The following is a 17,605-nucleotide window of genomic DNA, read 5'->3' on the forward strand; positions in this document are numbered from 1 at the left end:
TTATGTCATTCGTTTTTTTCTAGAGCTACCTGCTTGTTCAGAAAAGGGATCAATCGGCCATCTATGGCGGGGATACTTAGCTCGCATGTCTTTTGCAACTTCGACATATGAGCCACCCCAAAAATTGGCTAAATCACTGGTTATTTGTATTGGTCTTCGCGCTGGTGATAACAATTCAAAGCGTAGTGCAATGCTATTACCTGCCAACATTGGAGATTTAAGCTCACCAAACAATTCTTGCAATACGACAGCCACTGTTGGCTCTGAATTTTTGTCGTAAATGATTGAAACCTTTTTATTACTGGGTGTTGTATAAATTACGGGAGCCTCTTTCTCCAGAATTTTTGATTCTTCATATGTTAATAATGATGATAATAGGGGTAATATTTTCACTCGTTTTAAATCCAATATTTTTTTAATATTGGAAACATACGGTAATAACCAGTTTTCAGCAGTGTTCATGATTAAAGTCTCTGATAACACTGGAAAGCCTTCCACTTTGCCACCAAGCCATATCACCCTTTTCATCCAATCATCGCACTCTTGAGTCCAGCTTAATATGTTTCTAGCATCTGTCTTTACCAGAGATTTAATACTGTCTAATATGAATTCAGTCGGCACATCATTACTTCTTGTTTCTTCGATGATTAAACTGCCATATTTTTTCAATACCCTGGCGTATACACGGCTATTGTTTGCTGCTAACTCATATTCTATTTGTTCTGAAATTTCCTGAGAAAATTTTTCAGATAAAATATCTTTATTAAAAGTAATAGCACTAAAAACTCGACCTTCTTTTTTTTGCGCATCACAATCATTAACCACTAAGTACTCATGATTAATGAGAGGATCATCTTCTGCAAGGAAAGCCCCCTTACCATTGGCTAATTGATATTTATTACTATTAGCTGAACGTCTTTTAGCCAATCTTTCCGGAAATGCTAGAAGCAACAAATATGCTGCAATGTCTGAAATATCTGAAATATCTGAAATATCTACTGTGCTTTTTTTATGTTTTATAGATGACTGTAATGTCTGAACATCTTTAACTACCGTTTTTAACGTATTTCTATTTACATAGGCTTTATTAACATGACCCGTCGCGTTCTCAATAAGAACCTGTAATCTCATCAAAAAATCAGCACTATCACTCCCTTGCAATATATCTCGTTCTGACAAGAGAGCTGCAATATTACAAGCAATTTCACGCTCTTGGTTACCATTCGCTGCCAACATCATCTTAGCTAGCCTTGGGTGGATAGGCAGAGCACTTGCTTGTTTTCCAAGCGTTGTGATTTTTCCTGATTTCTCAAGCATACCTAATTTTACCAGCAAATCTTGAGTTGAGTCATAATGAGCTTTTGGCGGAGGTGTTAACCAATTTATTTCCTCATAATTTGAATGTCCGGCGCTTGCTAGCTCTATCACGGCATCAGCTAAATCTGCATTCAAAATTTCTTCTTCTTGGTAGTCTTTTAGCGATATATGTTCGGTTTCACTCCATAACCTTAAACATTTCCCTGCAGATAACCTACCTGCTCGCCCCTTACGTTGCTCGGCTGACGCTTTTGATATATGAGTTGTCGTCAGCTTTGACATGCCACTTGACGGGTTGAAAATAAGTTTCTTTTCCAGACCTGAGTCAATGACACAGGTAATACCTTCGATAGTTAAACTGGTTTCTGCGATATTGGTTGTGAAAATAATTTTCCTATCGCCTGGTGGTGCTAATGCAATCGCCTTTTCCTGCTCTTCCAATGGCAATGAACCATGTAATGACACCAGTTTAAGTTTATTGTGCTCTGAAAATACTGTGCCAGCATGTGCAATACACCTTTTTATGTCAGCAACGCCAGGGAGGAATACAAGAATATCTCCCTCATCTTCAATGACATTAAATATTGCTTTACAGACATTCGATGCCAACTGTTTTTTATCTGTTTTTTGATGAAAAACGCTAACTGGATATGCTCTTCCTTTACATAGCATCACAGGTGCGTCACCGAGGTACTTTGATACTAAATTTGTATCTAACGTAGCAGACATCACTAAAAGGCGAAGATCTTCACGAATGACTTGTTGAATTTCGAGAGATAACATAAGTGACAAATCAGTATTAATCGACCGCTCATGAAACTCATCAAATATTATAAGGCCAACACCTGCTAATTCAGGGTTTGATTGAAGTCGCCTTGTTAATACTCCTTCGGTTAGGATTTCAAGCCTTGTGGCAGCTGATATTTTTTTGTCATTTTTTACTTGATAACCAACAGTCTCACCAACCTTTTCACCCAAGCACTTCGCTAAGTAATGAGCAATTGACCTTGCTGCCATTCGTCTAGGCTCAAGCATAATAATTCGCTGACCATTCAAAAAGTCAGCTTTTAATAACTCCAGCGGCACAACAGTAGATTTACCTGCCCCGGGTTCCGCCTGTAACACCACACTCTGGTTACTTTTTAACTCTTGTAAAAGGTCAGCTAATATTTTATTAATTGGAAGGTTAATTTTATGAACTCTACTTTTTATATTTTGGTTGTTTGAATTTTTTATAGGTATAAAAATATAAATGATAAAACACATCAATTAGCGGCGCAGTAATTGACTGACAAGTTGTTATCACTTAAATGAAGTCAATAAGTTAACGCATCTGCTATGCGTTAACTTATTACTTTTGATTCTGCTATTTATCTTTGGTTAAACTTGGACTTCCCATATTTCACTAGACAGCTTTTACCTCAGAAAAATATGCTTTCTCAAATTTGGTAAATGAAATACTATCGGCATGAGAGTGACGCTTTTTAGGATTGTAGAACATTTCTATAAAATTAAATATCTCTCCTTTCGCTTCTTCACGTGTTGAATATAATTTTAGGCGTTTTATCAATATAGCGCCTAATAATTTCACCAAGTGTAGTCAACAAGTTAACTATATAATCTTAGCTGAGTTCGACTCCTTGCTTAAAGTACATTATGGAATAAAAAATTAATATTATCAGTTACTTGAATGACACACCCTTCTTATAATCATATGTCCATCATGGTGTTCATCGTAACTTTTAAATAGGTAAGGATACGCAAAAATCTGCCTGTAATACTGGCTCAATGAAAGACAAAGAAGAATGTAGAGCAGTTCTAAAAAGACTTAACGAATCAATCAAATCACAGAAAAGTAAATAGGCTTTATTAATATGAAGAGCAGCGGTGACTTCCTACTATTATTTCAGCAACCTGAATTATAGTAGCCATACAGAATATATAGCGAATAAACTCTACAGTACTTATGCTTAATGTCCGTTGAATCGCGGGAAGATCCAAGCATGGTCACAAGGTTAATGAGATGAGTAGCAGCTTTACTGTCATGTTCTTAAGTCGCTAAAATGGAAATGTTGATGAAAAAACGCATGTTTATTGCCTTAGATATTGTTGACACAAATAAAGTGAAAATTGCCCAATGGCGCGAGCAATATTTACCTTTGCCATTTAAAACCATCGACAGGCAAAACTTTCATATTACTTTGGCCTTTTTAGGTTGTATCGCCCCGCAACAACAGGCGAGTGTAGTGCAATTAATTAGCCAACAGCATGGTTTTATTCAACAGCACCTAAAACCTCTTATACAACAAAACAAGACCTCATCTATCGTATTGTCACAGCTAGGTTATTTTAAAAAGGCGCAGGTATTACACCTGATGCCAGCAAGCTGTCCTGACTGGTTAATATATTTACAGCGCACTGTGGTTGAGTTAAGCCTGAGCAGTAATATTGCGCTTGAAAACAACCGCTACCAACCGCACCTAAGCCTTTACCGCAAAGCAAAAACTCCATTACCCGCACTATGTAAACACCTTCAACAAAGCGTATTTAAACAACAACTGAGTATCACTAGCTTTAGCTTATATCATTCATACTCCACCGCCCTAGGTGTTAGGTACGAGCCAGTTCAAACATGGGAAATAAATTTTTAACCTTGATTTTTAAGGAGATTTAAATTGGCAATTTTTCGAAAACATGCTTACTTGGCAAGCACGTAAAATACTGCTACTACTGTCACCCCCTCTGGTTGAAATGGAGTTTGCACAATGGAAACAATAGTTGAAGATAAATATTCAATAGCATCGCGCTCGAACATTTTACAAGTAGAAGCTTTTGGCCCATTTAATGCGCACGTAACCGAAAAATATATCAATGATATGTATGGTGCTTGTGAACAGTTTTCCGGCCAACCTTGGGGCTTATTAATTGCTTTTTATGGCAATAGTGTTTTTTCACCTGAAGCGGAAGAGGCCTTAATCAAGGTCAATAAATACCGCGTAAAACATGGCTTAATTGCCAATGCGAGTGTATTAATTGACAGTAGCACTGCTGATATTCAGCAGTTACAGCTAGGACGGATTTACCAAGCCTGTAATATTACCTTTTATGTCTTTAGTGATCTAGACTGTGCAAAATCTTGGTTAGAACAGTATTTACAACAACACTAAAGCACATTGAAAATGTTAACAGTACTCACCAATACCAAGCACTTAAAGCCATAGTAACAGATACAAAAAGTGCTAGAAAATATCTTTTCTAGCACTGCTCTCACCTCTTAAATTAAGGTGTTAAATTGAGGCTTTAAAAGACAATTAAAAGCCGAATAAATATCAGCTTGCTTAGTGACAAGCGCTTTGCTCGCTACTCGTAAAAGCAAGTAACTGCCACTTAGCCTGGCCAAAGCCTGCCTTTAAAAAATTAATGCTTAGTGATCAAGTCTGCAATCGTAGCAATACCAAGACCTGTTGCACCTGCGGCCCATAAGCTAGACTCACCACCATTATAAGCGCCAGCTAAATCAAAATGTAACCAACCAGCACCGTCGTTATCAACAAAGCGTGACAAAAATCCTGCGGCATTACTCGCACCACCAGCCCCACCACCTTTTGCTGTGCGGCTATTGGCTGTATCAGCAAATGCTGATGGGCATTTATCTTGGTGCCAAGACTCTAAAGGAAACTGCCATAACGCTTCACCGGTAGTTTTTGCTGATGCTTGCGCTTTTGCCGCCACGCTATGATCAAGCGCGAATAAAGCAGAGTAATCACCGCCAGTTGCCATCACAGCAGCACCGGTTAAGGTGGCCGCATCAATAATCATTGGCGCACCCGTTTCACTAGCGGCCATTAAACCATCAGCCAGCACAAGACGGCCTTCGGCATCGGTGTTAGCCACTTCACAAGTAACGCCATTTTTATAGGTAATAATGTCGCCAAGTTTATAAGCATTGCTGCTGATCATATTTTCTGCACAGCATAGGTATAACTTAACCCTTTGGTTCAAACCTTGTTTGATTGCCAATGCCAAGGCACCGGCAACAACAGCTGCACCGCCCATGTCACACTTCATATCAAACATACCAACATTGCTTTTAAGACTATAACCACCACTGTCAAAGGTAATACCTTTACCCACTAAACAAGCAGTAACTGCTGCACTTTCATCAGCACTCGGGTTAAAATCAAGCTCAAGCAAACATGGCTCATTAACACTACCTTTACCTACATTGTAGATACCCATCCATTGTTGCGCTTTGAGTTCTTCACCTTGAATCAGACGAGTAGAAACATGGTTAGGGGCGAGGTTTTTAATATAGTCTGAGGTTAATTGTGCCAACTTTAACGGGTAAAGTTCAGCCGGTGTTTGGTTAGTTAAGTCGCGACTCCAAGCATAAACAGCGAGCTTATTATGCAAACGTTCAATTAACGCTGGCTCACCACAAAAACTGATATTCTCTAGTTTGTTAACACAACTAAATCCAAGCGCAAAAGCCCACTGACTCGCTTCATCCCAGCCATCACCCTGAAGCGATGCATGAGAAATATCTAATTTTTCTATTTTACGCGCAGCCATTTGAATTTTTCGTAAGCGATGGGCAGCGTCTTGAGGTAAGTAAATGGCAATATTATCATGGGTAATTTGTAGGGTTTTATCTTGCTGCCAACCTTGTGCGTTATTACTTGTGGTCAAGGTTATTGATACTGAAGCAGAATTAGCTGTGGTCATGTTATCGCCTTTGCATTTAATGTTAAGCTAATAGTCTATACCCGTTGCGCCATACCGGCAACATAACGGCAACATAACGGCAAATAATTAACCTTTGCAGCTGATTTATCAGACTGCTTTTTTAATCTGCTTTCGGCTAAAACCGAGTAATGTTATTAAGCCTGATAAATACCTTGTTGTGAAGCTGGCGTAAAAAATTTATAGCGATAGTCGTTGCGAAATTTTGCCGATGATTCGCTAGAGAGCAATATAGATTTTCTCTTCTATGGCTTACTGAATTGCTTACTGAAAAAATTAAGTACGGAAACACAGTTTTATGGTCTTAAAACTCTGCTTTATTCCTAAGTCATTTTTATCCCTAAGTTATAAAGACAGTAAAGTCTGTTGAGAGAAATTAGCAGTTCAACGGCTCATCACGTAATATGCAATAAGCCTGATGACTAATAATATGTAATGAAAATATGTAATGAAAATTAATTTAACAAAAGCGACTATAATTAAGCGTTACAAACGTTTCTTGGCAGATATCACCTTACAAGATGGTAGCGATTGCACCATTCATGTTGCCAATACCGGTGCGATGAGTGGCTGTGCTATGCCTAATGATACTGTTTGGTTTAGCACCTCAGAAAACGCTAAACGCAAATACCCCTTTAGCTGGGAGTTAACACAGACCCAAGAAAATCATTTTATTTGTGTCAATACATTGCGAGCGAATCAACTGGCAGAACAAGCCATTTTAAATGGCACCATTACTGAACTACAGGGTTTTGAAGCATTAAAGCGCGAAGTTAAATATGGCGACGAAAATAGTAAAATTGATTTTCACCTAACGGATAAAAGTGGCCAAGAGACTTTCATTGAAGTCAAAAGTGTGACTTTATTATTAGAAGATCAGGGCTATTTTCCCGATGCGGTGACTTTGCGAGGGCAAAAACATTTACGCGAGTTAATGGCCATGGCAGAAAAAGGCCACAGAGCCGTTCTTTTATTTGCGGTACTACATTCAGGCATAAAAGATGTTAAGCCTGCAGCACATATTGATGCTAAATACGCAGAACTACTGCGTGAAGCAAGCCAACGAGGTGTTGAAATCATAGCTTACAAAGCTACTTTTCAACAAGAAAAACATAATTTCACTATGACTTTAGCGAACAAAGTACCGGTCATATTTTAGTGATAACAAAAAAATAGCAAGAATAATGATTGACGAGAGGGTTAAAAACTTGCTAAAAGAGCTTGCTTAAATTTTATTATCATCTTGGTTAAAATTTAAACCGCTGTAATATTTTAAAAAAACTTTATATTTTATCCTGATTATTTATCAATTAAGCCTTGAATTTTATATAAGTTAGCACAATATATGTGAGATATTTTAGGCCTGTATAAATTGGCCGTTGCAACCAAGCGATGAAGTTACATGACGTAACCAATATTCATCGATTTAGGGCTAGGAGAATTAGCATGCCAGCACAGAAAACATTAGGTATTTTAGCATTAGCAGGTGTCAACCCTTACGTTGAAAAGCCTAAAGAAGAATACATGAATGCCGCGCAACTAGAACATTTCAAAAAAATTCTAGATGCGTGGCGTATACAACTTCGCCAAGAAGTTGATCGTACCGTATCGCATATGCAGGATGAAGCAGCAAATTTTCCTGATCCTGTTGACCGTGCGGCTCAAGAAGAAGAGTTCAGTCTTGAATTACGTACACGTGACCGTGAACGTAAACTAATCAAGAAAATTGAAAAAACCTTACAACTTATCGAAGATGATGATTTTGGTTTTTGTGACTCTTGTGGCATTGAAATTGGCATACGCCGTTTAGAAGCCCGCCCAACAGCTGATCTTTGCATTGAATGTAAAACATTACAAGAAATCAAAGAACGTCAACTCGCGGGTTAAAAACCCTCAACATTGTTAGCTATCAGCCAATCTTTGCGACCCGATACTGCCAGTCACTATCGGGGCCGCTTTGCCCCTTCGCCTTCCGGCTTATTACATTTCGGTTCATTAATTGCTGCACTAGCAAGTTATCTAGATGCCAAGCATAATCACGGCCAATGGTTAGTAAGAATTGAAGATATTGATCCACCGAGGGAAAAGGCCGGCGCCAGTGCTGAAATATTAACCACACTGGAAAACTATGGTTTGCACTGGGATGAAGACGTACTTTACCAAAGCCAACAAAGTAACGTTTATCGTGAAGTTTTATCTGAATTAGCCCAACAAAAACTCAGTTATTATTGCCGCTGTACGCGAGCCCAAATTAAAGCCACGGGCGGAATCTACCCAGGCCATTGTCGACACTTATCACAGCCGGAAAATGCTAGTGCTATTCGTGTGATTAACACTATAGGTATTTCACACTATCACGACCTTATTCAACACCCAGTAACCTGTAATGCTAAGCTGGCTCAAGAAGACTTTATTGTCTTGAGAAAAGATGGCCTATTTGCCTATCAATTAGCGGTCGTTGTTGACGATATCTATCAAGGTATTACCCATGTTATCCGTGGTTGTGATTTACTTGAACCCACAGCAAGGCAATTAAGTTTTTATCAAATTTTACAACATAATGCCCCTAAGTTTGGTCATTTTCCGCTGGCGGTAACTGCGCAAGGTTTTAAACTAAGTAAGCAAAATAACGCCCCTGAAATTGATCAAAAAAATCCAGTACCTTCACTATTTGCCGCCTTAAAATTTTTGGGTCAACAGCCGCCTGAACAATTACAACAAGCCAATGTGACTGAGCTTTTAACTTGGGCAATCGCCCACTGGTCGATCACTCAAGTACCAAAATCACAAGAAATAGTTTTATAAGTACAATTAACGCCGACTTTTCACACTGTTTCCATTCTCTTTTCCTTTACACTGTTATATCATTGCGCGGTAAATTTATCGATAAAACTGGGGTCCACCATTATCAAAAGCGTGATCAATTTGTGTAAAAAAGTTCTCGGAAAAGCACGAAAAAAAAATTCTAAGCAGCCATCATTTGAACAACCTATTATACTTTCACGTGATCAGCACCCTGTATCTAGAAAACACATTAGTCATAATGCCTTAAAGGTATTATATCGCTTAAATAAAGGCGGCTATGACGCTTACTTAGTGGGCGGTGGTGTTCGCGATATTATCTTAGGTTTTGAACCCAAAGATTTTGATATTGCCACCAATGCAACCCCTGAGCAAATTAAAGAATTGTTTCGTAATTGTCGACTTATTGGTCGTCGCTTTCGTCTTGCCCATATTGTTTTTGGTCGTGAAATTATTGAAGTGGCCACCTTTAGGGGCCATCACGATAGCGATGAAGAAAAAAATTGCCAAAAAACCTCAAAGCAAAGTGAAGACGGCATGTTATTGCGTGACAATATTTATGGCAGTATTGAAGAAGACGCCGAACGTCGTGACTTTACCATTAATGCACTTTATTACTCAGCCAAAGACTTTAAGGTTTATGACTTTGCCAATGGTGTAGCTGATGTTTACGCCAAACAAATTCGCTTAATTGGTGACCCTGAAACACGCTACCGTGAAGACCCCGTTAGAATGTTACGTGCTATTCGTTTTGCGACAAAATTAGATATGGAAATTCATCCTGACACCAAAGCGCCGATAAAAACGCTTGCGCCACTGATGGCTAATATTCCACCTGCGCGTTTGTTTGAAGAGTTTTTAAAGCTGTTTATGTCTGGCAAAGCGTTAGCAAACTTTGAACTGCTGCGTGATTACAGTTTATTTCAGTACTTCTTCCCTGCGGTTGATCAACAACTGAATCAAAAGTCTCAAGTTTATTTAGCTGACTTCATCAGTTTAGCGATGAAAAACACGGATCATAGAGTTAATAATGACCAGCGTGTTACCCCAGCATTTTTATTTGCTGCTATGCTTTGGTATCCGATGCAAGAGCAAATACAAAGATTAAATCGTGAAGCTCAACTAACACCACAAGATGCATTTTTTGGCGCATTAAGTGAAGTGATGTCAGAGCAACAGCGCAGTATCGCTATACCCAAACGCTTTCAAGCCGTGATGAAAGACATTTGGATTTTACAAGAGAAGTTAGTTCGCCGAGATGGTAAACGCGCATTTAAAACCCTTGAACACCCTAAGTTTAGAGCCGGTTATGACTTTTTATTACTGCGCGCTGAAATTGAACAGCCAAACATTAGTCAAAGCGAGCCAGGTTCTCTGCAAGAACTGGCTAAATGGTGGGGAGAATTTCAAGAAGCTAATGCCGACACACAACAAGTGATGATAAAAAGTATTGTACCCAGTAAGAATGGCCCTCGACGCACCACACGTAAGCGCAAAAAACCTCGGGTAAAAAGCGCTAGTAGCGAAGCCTAATGACTTTAGCCTATATTGGTTTAGGCAGTAATTTAGCTGATCCGCAAGCACAAATATCTTCTGCGTTAGCTAAACTAGCGCAATTAGAAAACTGTCAGGTTAGCCAAGTGTCTTCATTATATTTTAGTCGCCCAATGGGACCACAAGATCAACCTGATTACATGAATGCTGTGGTCGCCATTAAAACAAGCCTAAGTGCCATTGCATTACTTGATCAACTACAACATATTGAACAAAATGCCGGTCGTGTTCGCAAGGATAATCGTTGGGGTGCTAGGGTGCTGGATTTAGACATACTGTTATTTGCCCAGCAAGTGATAAGTACTGAGCGCTTAACCATTCCGCACTATGGCTTAAAGCAACGAGAATTTGTGCTACTACCGCTGGCAGAAATAGCACCTGACTTAATTTTACCTGATGGTGATAATATTCAAGAACTGGCTGACCAGATCAATAAAAATGGACTAAAAATTCACAGTAAGTTAAGTTAGAATAACAGCTCTAAAAGTAGCAAAAATTAATGCTGCATCATAACCAACGGAAATACTATGGCCAAAATAACCACCGCCACCTTGCAGAAAATGAAACAACAAGGTGAAAAAATTACCACTATTACCGCCTATGATGCCAGTTTCGCAAAAATATTCGATCAAGCAGGTATTCACGCAATATTGATCGGTGACTCACTAGGCATGGTTTTACAAGGCCATGACGATACCCTACCCGTTGATATCGGCCATATGGCTTATCATACACTTTGTGTAAAACGTGGTGTGGAAAACAGCCTTATTATCGCTGACATGCCATTTATGAGTTACGCAACTACCGAACAAGCCTATATAAACGCCGCTAAGCTAATGCAAGCCGGTGCCAGCATGGTAAAAATAGAAGGTGGCCAGTGGTTAGAAGCCAGCATTAAAGGCTTAGTTGAGCGCGGTATCCCCGTTTGTGCCCATTTAGGCTTAACACCACAGTCAGTTAACGTCTTTGGTGGCTTTAAAGTACAAGGTAGAGAAAGCGACAAAGCCCTAGAGATGATTGAAAACGCCAAAGCATTAGAGGCCGCCGGTGCACAGTTATTAGTGCTAGAGTGCATTCCAAGTGGCCTAGGTAAAGCTATTACCGAAGCCGTATCAATACCAACCATAGGTATAGGGGCAGGTAAAGATACTGACGGACAAATTTTAGTGATGCATGATGCCTTAGGCATCTCATGTAGTTATATGCCTAAGTTTTCACGTAACTTTTTAATCGATACTGGCGATATAAAAAAGGCAGTAGAGCTGTATATTGACGAAGTCAGCAAAGGTAATTTTCCAGGCCCTGAGCACATATTCACCTAGCCAACAACTCTGATGACATAAAGACGCAATATATTATGTAGACCATTAGAAGCTGAAAAATTAATGTATCTGTTGGCTATAAAAGCTATCGTCGTTAAAGCTTTAGCCTTCAACATTCACACCGAGTAGAAAGTAGAATAACCATGCAAACAATTGAACAAATTTCGAATTTACGTGGCGAAATTAATCTTTGGCGCCAACAAGGTCTTAAAATTGCTTTTGTTCCCACTATGGGCAACTTACATCAAGGGCATATTGCCTTAGTAGAAAAAGCTAAATTGGTTGCCGATAAAGTGGTTGCCAGCATTTTTGTTAACCCAATGCAATTTGGCGCCACTGAAGATATTGGTAATTACCCTCGCACTATGGCAGCGGATCAAGAGAAATTACTTACCGCGGGTTGCGACTTATTATTTACGCCAACGCCTGCGATTATTTACCCCAAGGGGTTAGACCAACAAAGTTATGTTGAAGTACCGAATGTTTCTCAATACTATTGTGGTGAAAGTCGCCCTGGACATTTTCGTGGTGTAACAACGGTTGTCTGTAAGTTGTTTAATTTAGTGCAACCCGATATTGCCTGCTTTGGCTTAAAAGACTATCAACAAGTGCAAGTTATTCAAACCATGGTGGAAGACTTATCTATGCCGATTGAGATAATAGCCGTTGAAACCGTGCGAGAAACCTCAGGTTTAGCGTTAAGCTCACGTAATAATTATCTCAATAAAGCAGAAAAAAACATCGCGCCTGCCTTAAGTCAAAACCTTAAGTGGCTTGCTCAAGCCATACGAAGCAACAATGACTTTGTTGGCTTAGCGCAAAAAGCGGCCAGTAATATTAATATAGCTGGCATGAAAACTGATTATATTCATATTTGTCACGCGCGCACTTTACAACCCGCAAGCATAGACGATAAAGAACTGGTGATTCTCGCGGCCGCGCATTGTGGTAAAGCACGGTTAATCGATAACCTACGAGTAACATTAGCTTAAGTTATTTTATAACTGGATAGCTTTATGAATGTATAGCTTTATAACGCAGTAAACATTAAAGCGACTACTCAGGGTAGTCGCTTTTTTATTTGCCGATAAAAATGTTTAGGTCATCGCCAGTAACAATGGCAAAAAGCTTTCACTTTCTTGTGCCAAGGTTGTTTGCTCGGCTAAAACATCTTGAAGAATCGTTTTTGAGGTCAATGGATTAGCTAATACAACACGAAAAACTAAGGTTTTGCGCCCTTGATATTTTTTCACTTCAATACGGGTACGAGAAACAAAAGACTTACCATTTTCACGTTGGCGCTTTTGAATAAACTTGGTCAGTTTATCGAGTAATTCATTAATTTTTTCTTGCTCAATATCATCAGCATTCGCCAACAATTTTTGTACAATGGCAGGATTATAGCGATAAGTTAATAAGCATAACTCAGGTTTAGTGATCAATTCAAAATCAGGGTGCTGCGCTATTAGCTCAGCAAAATGATGTGCTTTTTCAATACTGTGATTAATCAGCATTTCATAGCCGGGGCGACTGATCACGTGCAGGGCAGAATATACCAGCATTGCCATACCTGGGCGTGAGCCTTCCAAAGTATGACTACCTAAATCTTTCGAGCCTTTACGTAAAATGTACTCCGCATGATGTTCAATCGCTGCCACCGAGGCCGGATCTTTAAACACCACTAGCCCAGCGCCCATCGGCACATACATTTGCTTGTGTGCGTCGATAGTCACCGAGTCAGCTAACTCAATGCCTTTTAATAAGGGTCGATACTTATTCGATAATAAAGTGGCTCCACCCCAGGCCGCGTCAACATGAAAATGCGCACCATAACGTTGGGCAATGGCTGCCATTTTATCAAGGGGGTCTACATTACCAGTTTCCGTTGTTCCAGCGACACCAACAATACTGAGCACATGAATATTTTCACTGGCTAATTGCTGACATTTAGCGGCCAGCAATTGGCAGTCAATTTTATTATTTTCATCGGTTGGAATAGCAATAACACTGTCTTGACCTATGCCAAGCACATCGGCTGATTTTTTCAGTGAGTAATGACCACGAGCCGAGACTAAAATAGCTAAGCCATCATACTGATAGTGTTTAAGCGCCTTAAATAAGCCCTCACGCGCTACACCGTTAAAATTGCCATCAGGCTTTAGTAAATTGTTACGCGCAACCCAAAGTGCCGTTAAATTAGCGACAGTGCCACCTGAGCAAAATGCGCCTAACGAGTGATTCGCACTGTGCATCCACTGTTGATAAAATGGTGCTTCATCTTGATAAACTAAACGATGCATCATACCCAGAACTTGTCGTTCCATCGGAGTAAAGGCTTTAGAGGTCTCAATTTTGACTAAGTTTTGATTTAAGCCCACCATCAACTTTGACAACGGCAAAATAAAGTAAGGCAGTGCTGAGGTCATATGGCCAATAAAACTTGGACTTGAGGTATGCACAGACTGAGACACCAACTTGTCAAGCAAGTGCTGCATGTGATCAGAAACAAAAGCCGGCTCTTCAGGGATCTGCGAATCAGCAAAGTCTTTTTCAATTTCGCTCAACGCTTGCTCTGTTGCCGCTATATGTGCGCCAAGGAAGCCTGCCAAGTTTTGCGATATCTCATTCTCTATTCGACCTAATGTAGAATCAGGTGCGACAGGAATGGTAAAAATGCGCAGTAAAGACTCTTCAGACGCTTTTGCCGCGCGTTTATTCACCGTCATATTTATTCACTATTAACGACTTACCTTAAGTAAGTTGATATTTATATATGAGCGGCACTGTAATAAAAAATCAAGCAAAAGTCTCGTTTTTTCAATCAAAATTGAGTTTTAAACATAAGATAAAGCCAAATAAAGCTCAATTTAACTTGCCTGAATTTAGCGGTAATACTTAGCTAAAATCGTGCTTAACCCACTAAAGTTGCTATATAAACCAAAGCCAGTTCAACAATTGCCAAGCTGCTTAATGCCAGCATAAAAACGGTTTTTTTAATATTATTTGTCATGTTATTCATCCTAAATTATCAGTTGATATACTAAAGTAATATCAACATTCAGGCCAAAAACATAACTAAATGAAATATATAATAAAAACAATAAAAAGCAGCTTAACACTAAATATTCGAACGCTATAAATTGGCTAAAAATTTGTTAATTTAACCAATTTTTTGTTTTTAGTTTACCGCTGTCGTTACTTAAAAATACGCAATTGCCAGCATTGCTGGCCACTCGCTTGATACTTTGCCTCAAATGGCGTTAACGGCTCAGCATCATTAATCGCTGATATATCACCTTGCAAAGAAAATATACTCGCGGCCAGTTGAAACTCTTCTAAATAGAGTCGCCAGTTACTGCGTAAAATAATTTCTTGCCCAACAGCAATAATTTGTGGAAAAACAGCACTACCGTGCCAGCGTCTCTGCACATGCTTAGCTTTTGGCCAAGGGTTTGGATATAAAATATAATGCTGACTTATTTGCCAGTTGGCCGTTACAACAAGGCGATAAAAGTCATTTAAATCAGCGCGGATCAAATGATAATTCTCTACTCTGCCTTGACCGTCATCATGCTCAACTTCATCGACATTACGGTTAATTCTATGGGCAGATTTATCTATCCCTATAACTAAGGCATCTGGATTTTGCTTGGCTAATAAGCGCGTACTTTGGCCAACACCACAACAGGAATCAAGAATAACTTCGCCCGAAAATGCGAGCACAATAGCGTTAATTTCATCAAATGCTTGCTGAGTGTGTGCTTGTATTGGCTTTCGTGATGGATGCGCAATATGCTTATGAACGATATCAACCAACTTTTCATGCATATCAGGTTGGTTAGTTTCAATCATTCTTGAGTCACCGATTTTTTCTGTATTGCTCATTACTTTTTACCTATAAACTTCAATTTATTAGCTAGTGGTTAAGCTTAACTTCTTAAACCAATACCTTTAGTAATTAACACCATAGCAATAGTGTACAAACTCACAATAAGCACGCCTAACACCGAAAATGACAAGGCCAAACTCACATCAGAAATACCTAAAAAACCATACCTAAAAGCACTAACCATATACACAATTGGATTGATTTGCGATACACCTTGCCAAAAATCAGGTAACAAACTGATCGAATAAAACACCCCGCCCAAATAGGTCAGTGGCGTTAATATAAAAGTTGGGATGATAGATATATCGTCAAAACTACCAGCAAAAATAGCGTTAATTAAGCCCCCTAAAGCAAAGGTAGCTGAGGTAAGTGCCACTGTGGTAATAATCACCCAAATGTTATGTATTTGTATATCAACAAAAAACATAGATACTAGCGTCACTATACTGCCTACTAACATGCCTCGTGCCATTCCACCGCCCACATAGCCAGCAACAATCACCCAATTAGGTACCGGTGCCACCAGCATTTCTTCAACATTTCGTTGCCACTTAGCACTGAAAAATGACGAGGCGACATTAGAATATGAGTTGGTAATAACACTCATCATAATCAAACCGGGCACAATGAATGACATATAATCAAAGCCACCCATTTCACCAATGCGCGAGCCAATTAACGAGCCAAAGATAACAAAATACAAACTAATGGTAATCGCGGGTGGAACCAAGGTTTGCACCCAAATACGCATAAAGCGGTGTATTTCTTTGTGCAGAATACTCTTAAGCGCAATGATATTTCTAGATGATGCCATAATATTTATTCCTTAACCGCGCTTTTGCTCGCTGCTTGACCGCTACCGACTAGACCAACAAATAACTCTTCTAGGCGATTACTTTTATTTCGCATACTTAATACTTCAATACCTTGTTTATTGAGATCGATAAACACAGCATTAATGGTTTGACTTTTTTTAACGTCCACTTCTAAAGTGTGATCATCAATCACTCTAGAGCTAAAATCCGCCAAGGCTGTCGGCACACTATTTGGCTTTAAATCAAAAACAAAGGTTTCTACATCTAATTTAGCTAATAAGGATTTCATATCGGTATTTTCAACGATAATACCTGAGTCTATAATGGCAATATTTCGGCAAAGCATCTCAGCCTCTTCCAAATAATGTGTGGTTAAAATAATGGTAATGCCTTGCTGATTAAGCTCACGTAAAAACTCCCACATTGAGCGGCGTAGTTCAATATCTACACCGGCAGTGGGTTCGTCAAGTATCAGCATTTGTGGTTCATGCATTAATGCTCGAGCAATCATTAATCTACGCTTCATGCCACCTGAAAGCATACGGGCCGAGTCATTACGTTTATCCCATAAGTCTAATTTTTTTAAATATTTCTCAGCTCGCTGAACCGCTAATTTACGCTCTACACCGTAGTAACCTGCTTGGTTAACCAAGATTTTCATTAACGACTCAAATTGATTGAAGTTAAACTCTTGCGGTACTACACCAATAAAGCTTTTAGCGGTTTCAAGTTCTTGATCAATATCATGTCCAAAAACAACAACTTTACCTGCCGTTTTATTCACTAATGACATAATAATGCCGATAGTGGTTGATTTACCGGCGCCATTGGGGCCAAGCAAAGCAAAAAAATCGCCTTGTTTAACCGTCAGATCAATACCTTTAAGTGCTTGAAAGCCACCTTTATAGGTTTTCTTTAATCCTGATATTTTTAATGCTGATTGCATAGCGAACCTTAAAAAAATTGCGTGCCTTTAATGTGGGGGCAAATTGGTCATTTTCAACTTATAATGCCTTGTGCTTTCACCAAAATGCATTTAATAAGTTAACGAGTAATAATGGCGAACGAGTAATAAATTGTGGTCAAGGCGTTTGCCTTGCCATAGTAGAAAAATGCCATTAATTTAAGCAAGGGTATCATTGCTCGGCAACAAAAAAGCCCGC

At 39.2% G+C, this 17,605-nt stretch carries 15 protein-coding genes; 9 read left to right on the forward strand and 6 right to left on the reverse strand.

The genetic code is table 11. The features are described 5' to 3' along the window. Positions 1–2,583: an ATP-dependent helicase HrpB gene (hrpB, locus tag H4J59_RS14695; protein ID WP_182240560.1), complete on the reverse strand. Its 2,583-nt coding sequence runs from the start codon at positions 2,581–2,583 to the stop codon at positions 1–3. An 809-nt stretch (positions 2,584–3,392) separates the two neighbouring features. Here hrpB and thpR point away from each other — a divergent pair. Both thpR and H4J59_RS14705 read left to right on the forward strand, forming a co-directional pair. Continuing rightward, the gene (thpR, locus tag H4J59_RS14700; RefSeq protein ID WP_182240562.1) at positions 3,393–3,968 is read left to right on the forward strand and encodes an RNA 2',3'-cyclic phosphodiesterase; all 576 of its coding nucleotides are present in this window, start codon (positions 3,393–3,395) and stop codon (positions 3,966–3,968) included. 114 nt (positions 3,969–4,082) lie between these two features. Continuing rightward, the gene (locus H4J59_RS14705) at positions 4,083–4,484 is read left to right on the forward strand and encodes a hypothetical protein (protein ID WP_182240564.1); all 402 of its coding nucleotides are present in this window, start codon (positions 4,083–4,085) and stop codon (positions 4,482–4,484) included. A gap of 250 nt (positions 4,485–4,734) precedes the next feature. On the opposite strand, the gene pepB is transcribed toward H4J59_RS14705, so the two are convergent. Beyond that, positions 4,735–6,042: an aminopeptidase PepB gene (pepB, locus tag H4J59_RS14710; RefSeq protein WP_182240566.1), complete on the reverse strand. Its 1,308-nt coding sequence runs from the start codon at positions 6,040–6,042 to the stop codon at positions 4,735–4,737. Between the two features lie 466 nt (positions 6,043–6,508). Here pepB and sfsA point away from each other — a divergent pair, with 466 nt between their 5' ends. From sfsA to panC, 7 genes are all read left to right on the forward strand, one after another. Next, positions 6,509–7,219 (forward strand): DNA/RNA nuclease SfsA, encoded by a 711-nt coding sequence (gene sfsA, locus H4J59_RS14715; protein WP_182240568.1) that lies wholly within the window; start codon positions 6,509–6,511, stop codon positions 7,217–7,219. Between the two features lie 287 nt (positions 7,220–7,506). Then, the gene (gene dksA, locus H4J59_RS14720; RefSeq protein ID WP_182191795.1) at positions 7,507–7,947 is read left to right on the forward strand and encodes an RNA polymerase-binding protein DksA; all 441 of its coding nucleotides are present in this window, start codon (positions 7,507–7,509) and stop codon (positions 7,945–7,947) included. A gap of 21 nt (positions 7,948–7,968) precedes the next feature. After that, entirely contained in the window at positions 7,969–8,865 is an 897-nt protein-coding gene (gluQRS, locus tag H4J59_RS14725; RefSeq protein ID WP_310733203.1) for a tRNA glutamyl-Q(34) synthetase GluQRS, read from the forward strand. An 87-nt stretch (positions 8,866–8,952) separates the two neighbouring features. Then, entirely contained in the window at positions 8,953–10,395 is a 1,443-nt protein-coding gene (pcnB, locus tag H4J59_RS14730) for a polynucleotide adenylyltransferase PcnB (RefSeq protein WP_404852027.1), read from the forward strand. Further along, the gene (folK, locus tag H4J59_RS14735; RefSeq protein ID WP_182240570.1) at positions 10,395–10,886 is read left to right on the forward strand and encodes a 2-amino-4-hydroxy-6-hydroxymethyldihydropteridine diphosphokinase; all 492 of its coding nucleotides are present in this window, start codon (positions 10,395–10,397) and stop codon (positions 10,884–10,886) included. The genes pcnB and folK overlap by 1 nt, the downstream gene beginning before the upstream one ends. Before the next feature lie 57 nt (positions 10,887–10,943). After that, positions 10,944–11,738 (forward strand): 3-methyl-2-oxobutanoate hydroxymethyltransferase, encoded by a 795-nt coding sequence (panB, locus tag H4J59_RS14740; RefSeq protein ID WP_182240573.1) that lies wholly within the window; start codon positions 10,944–10,946, stop codon positions 11,736–11,738. Positions 11,739–11,881: 143 nt separating this feature from the next. Next, positions 11,882–12,730 (forward strand): pantoate--beta-alanine ligase, encoded by an 849-nt coding sequence (gene panC, locus H4J59_RS14745; protein ID WP_182240575.1) that lies wholly within the window; start codon positions 11,882–11,884, stop codon positions 12,728–12,730. Between the two features lie 105 nt (positions 12,731–12,835). Here the strand turns inward: panC and panP are convergent, their stop codons facing one another. From panP to H4J59_RS14765, 4 genes are all read right to left on the reverse strand, one after another. Continuing rightward, complete coding sequence (gene panP / locus H4J59_RS14750) at positions 12,836–14,464, reverse strand: pyridoxal-dependent aspartate 1-decarboxylase PanP (protein WP_182240577.1); 1,629 nt, start codon at positions 14,462–14,464, stop codon at positions 12,836–12,838. 469 nt (positions 14,465–14,933) lie between these two features. Then, positions 14,934–15,623, reverse strand: a complete 690-nt coding sequence (locus H4J59_RS14755) for a tRNA (guanosine(46)-N(7))-methyltransferase TrmB (RefSeq protein ID WP_182240579.1) — start codon at positions 15,621–15,623, stop codon at positions 14,934–14,936. A 44-nt stretch (positions 15,624–15,667) separates the two neighbouring features. Beyond that, the gene (locus H4J59_RS14760; RefSeq protein ID WP_182240581.1) at positions 15,668–16,441 is read right to left on the reverse strand and encodes an ABC transporter permease; all 774 of its coding nucleotides are present in this window, start codon (positions 16,439–16,441) and stop codon (positions 15,668–15,670) included. Positions 16,442–16,446: 5 nt separating this feature from the next. Beyond that, complete coding sequence (locus H4J59_RS14765) at positions 16,447–17,388, reverse strand: ABC transporter ATP-binding protein (RefSeq protein WP_182138156.1); 942 nt, start codon at positions 17,386–17,388, stop codon at positions 16,447–16,449. Positions 17,389–17,605: the final 217 nt, after the last annotated feature.

Source organism: Colwellia sp. MB02u-10 (genome assembly GCF_014077185.1).
In the GTDB taxonomy this organism is placed as follows: Bacteria; Pseudomonadota; Gammaproteobacteria; order Enterobacterales; family Alteromonadaceae; genus Cognaticolwellia.

Excerpts from the sequence above, each read along its gene's own strand:
- hrpB (WP_182240560.1), bottom strand. The coding sequence starts at position 2,583 with ATGTGTTTTATCATTTATATTTTTATACCTATAAAAAATTCAAACAAC.
- thpR (WP_182240562.1), top strand. The coding sequence starts at position 3,393 with ATGAAAAAACGCATGTTTATTGCCTTAGATATTGTTGACACAAATAAA.
- H4J59_RS14705 (WP_182240564.1), top strand. The coding sequence starts at position 4,083 with ATGGAAACAATAGTTGAAGATAAATATTCAATAGCATCGCGCTCGAAC.
- pepB (WP_182240566.1), bottom strand. The coding sequence starts at position 6,042 with ATGACCACAGCTAATTCTGCTTCAGTATCAATAACCTTGACCACAAGT.
- sfsA (WP_182240568.1), top strand. The coding sequence starts at position 6,509 with ATGAAAATTAATTTAACAAAAGCGACTATAATTAAGCGTTACAAACGT.
- dksA (WP_182191795.1), top strand. The coding sequence starts at position 7,507 with ATGCCAGCACAGAAAACATTAGGTATTTTAGCATTAGCAGGTGTCAAC.
- folK (WP_182240570.1), top strand. The coding sequence starts at position 10,395 with ATGACTTTAGCCTATATTGGTTTAGGCAGTAATTTAGCTGATCCGCAA.
- panB (WP_182240573.1), top strand. The coding sequence starts at position 10,944 with ATGGCCAAAATAACCACCGCCACCTTGCAGAAAATGAAACAACAAGGT.
- panC (WP_182240575.1), top strand. The coding sequence starts at position 11,882 with ATGCAAACAATTGAACAAATTTCGAATTTACGTGGCGAAATTAATCTT.
- panP (WP_182240577.1), bottom strand. The coding sequence starts at position 14,464 with ATGACGGTGAATAAACGCGCGGCAAAAGCGTCTGAAGAGTCTTTACTG.
- H4J59_RS14755 (WP_182240579.1), bottom strand. The coding sequence starts at position 15,623 with ATGAGCAATACAGAAAAAATCGGTGACTCAAGAATGATTGAAACTAAC.
- H4J59_RS14760 (WP_182240581.1), bottom strand. The coding sequence starts at position 16,441 with ATGGCATCATCTAGAAATATCATTGCGCTTAAGAGTATTCTGCACAAA.
- H4J59_RS14765 (WP_182138156.1), bottom strand. The coding sequence starts at position 17,388 with ATGCAATCAGCATTAAAAATATCAGGATTAAAGAAAACCTATAAAGGT.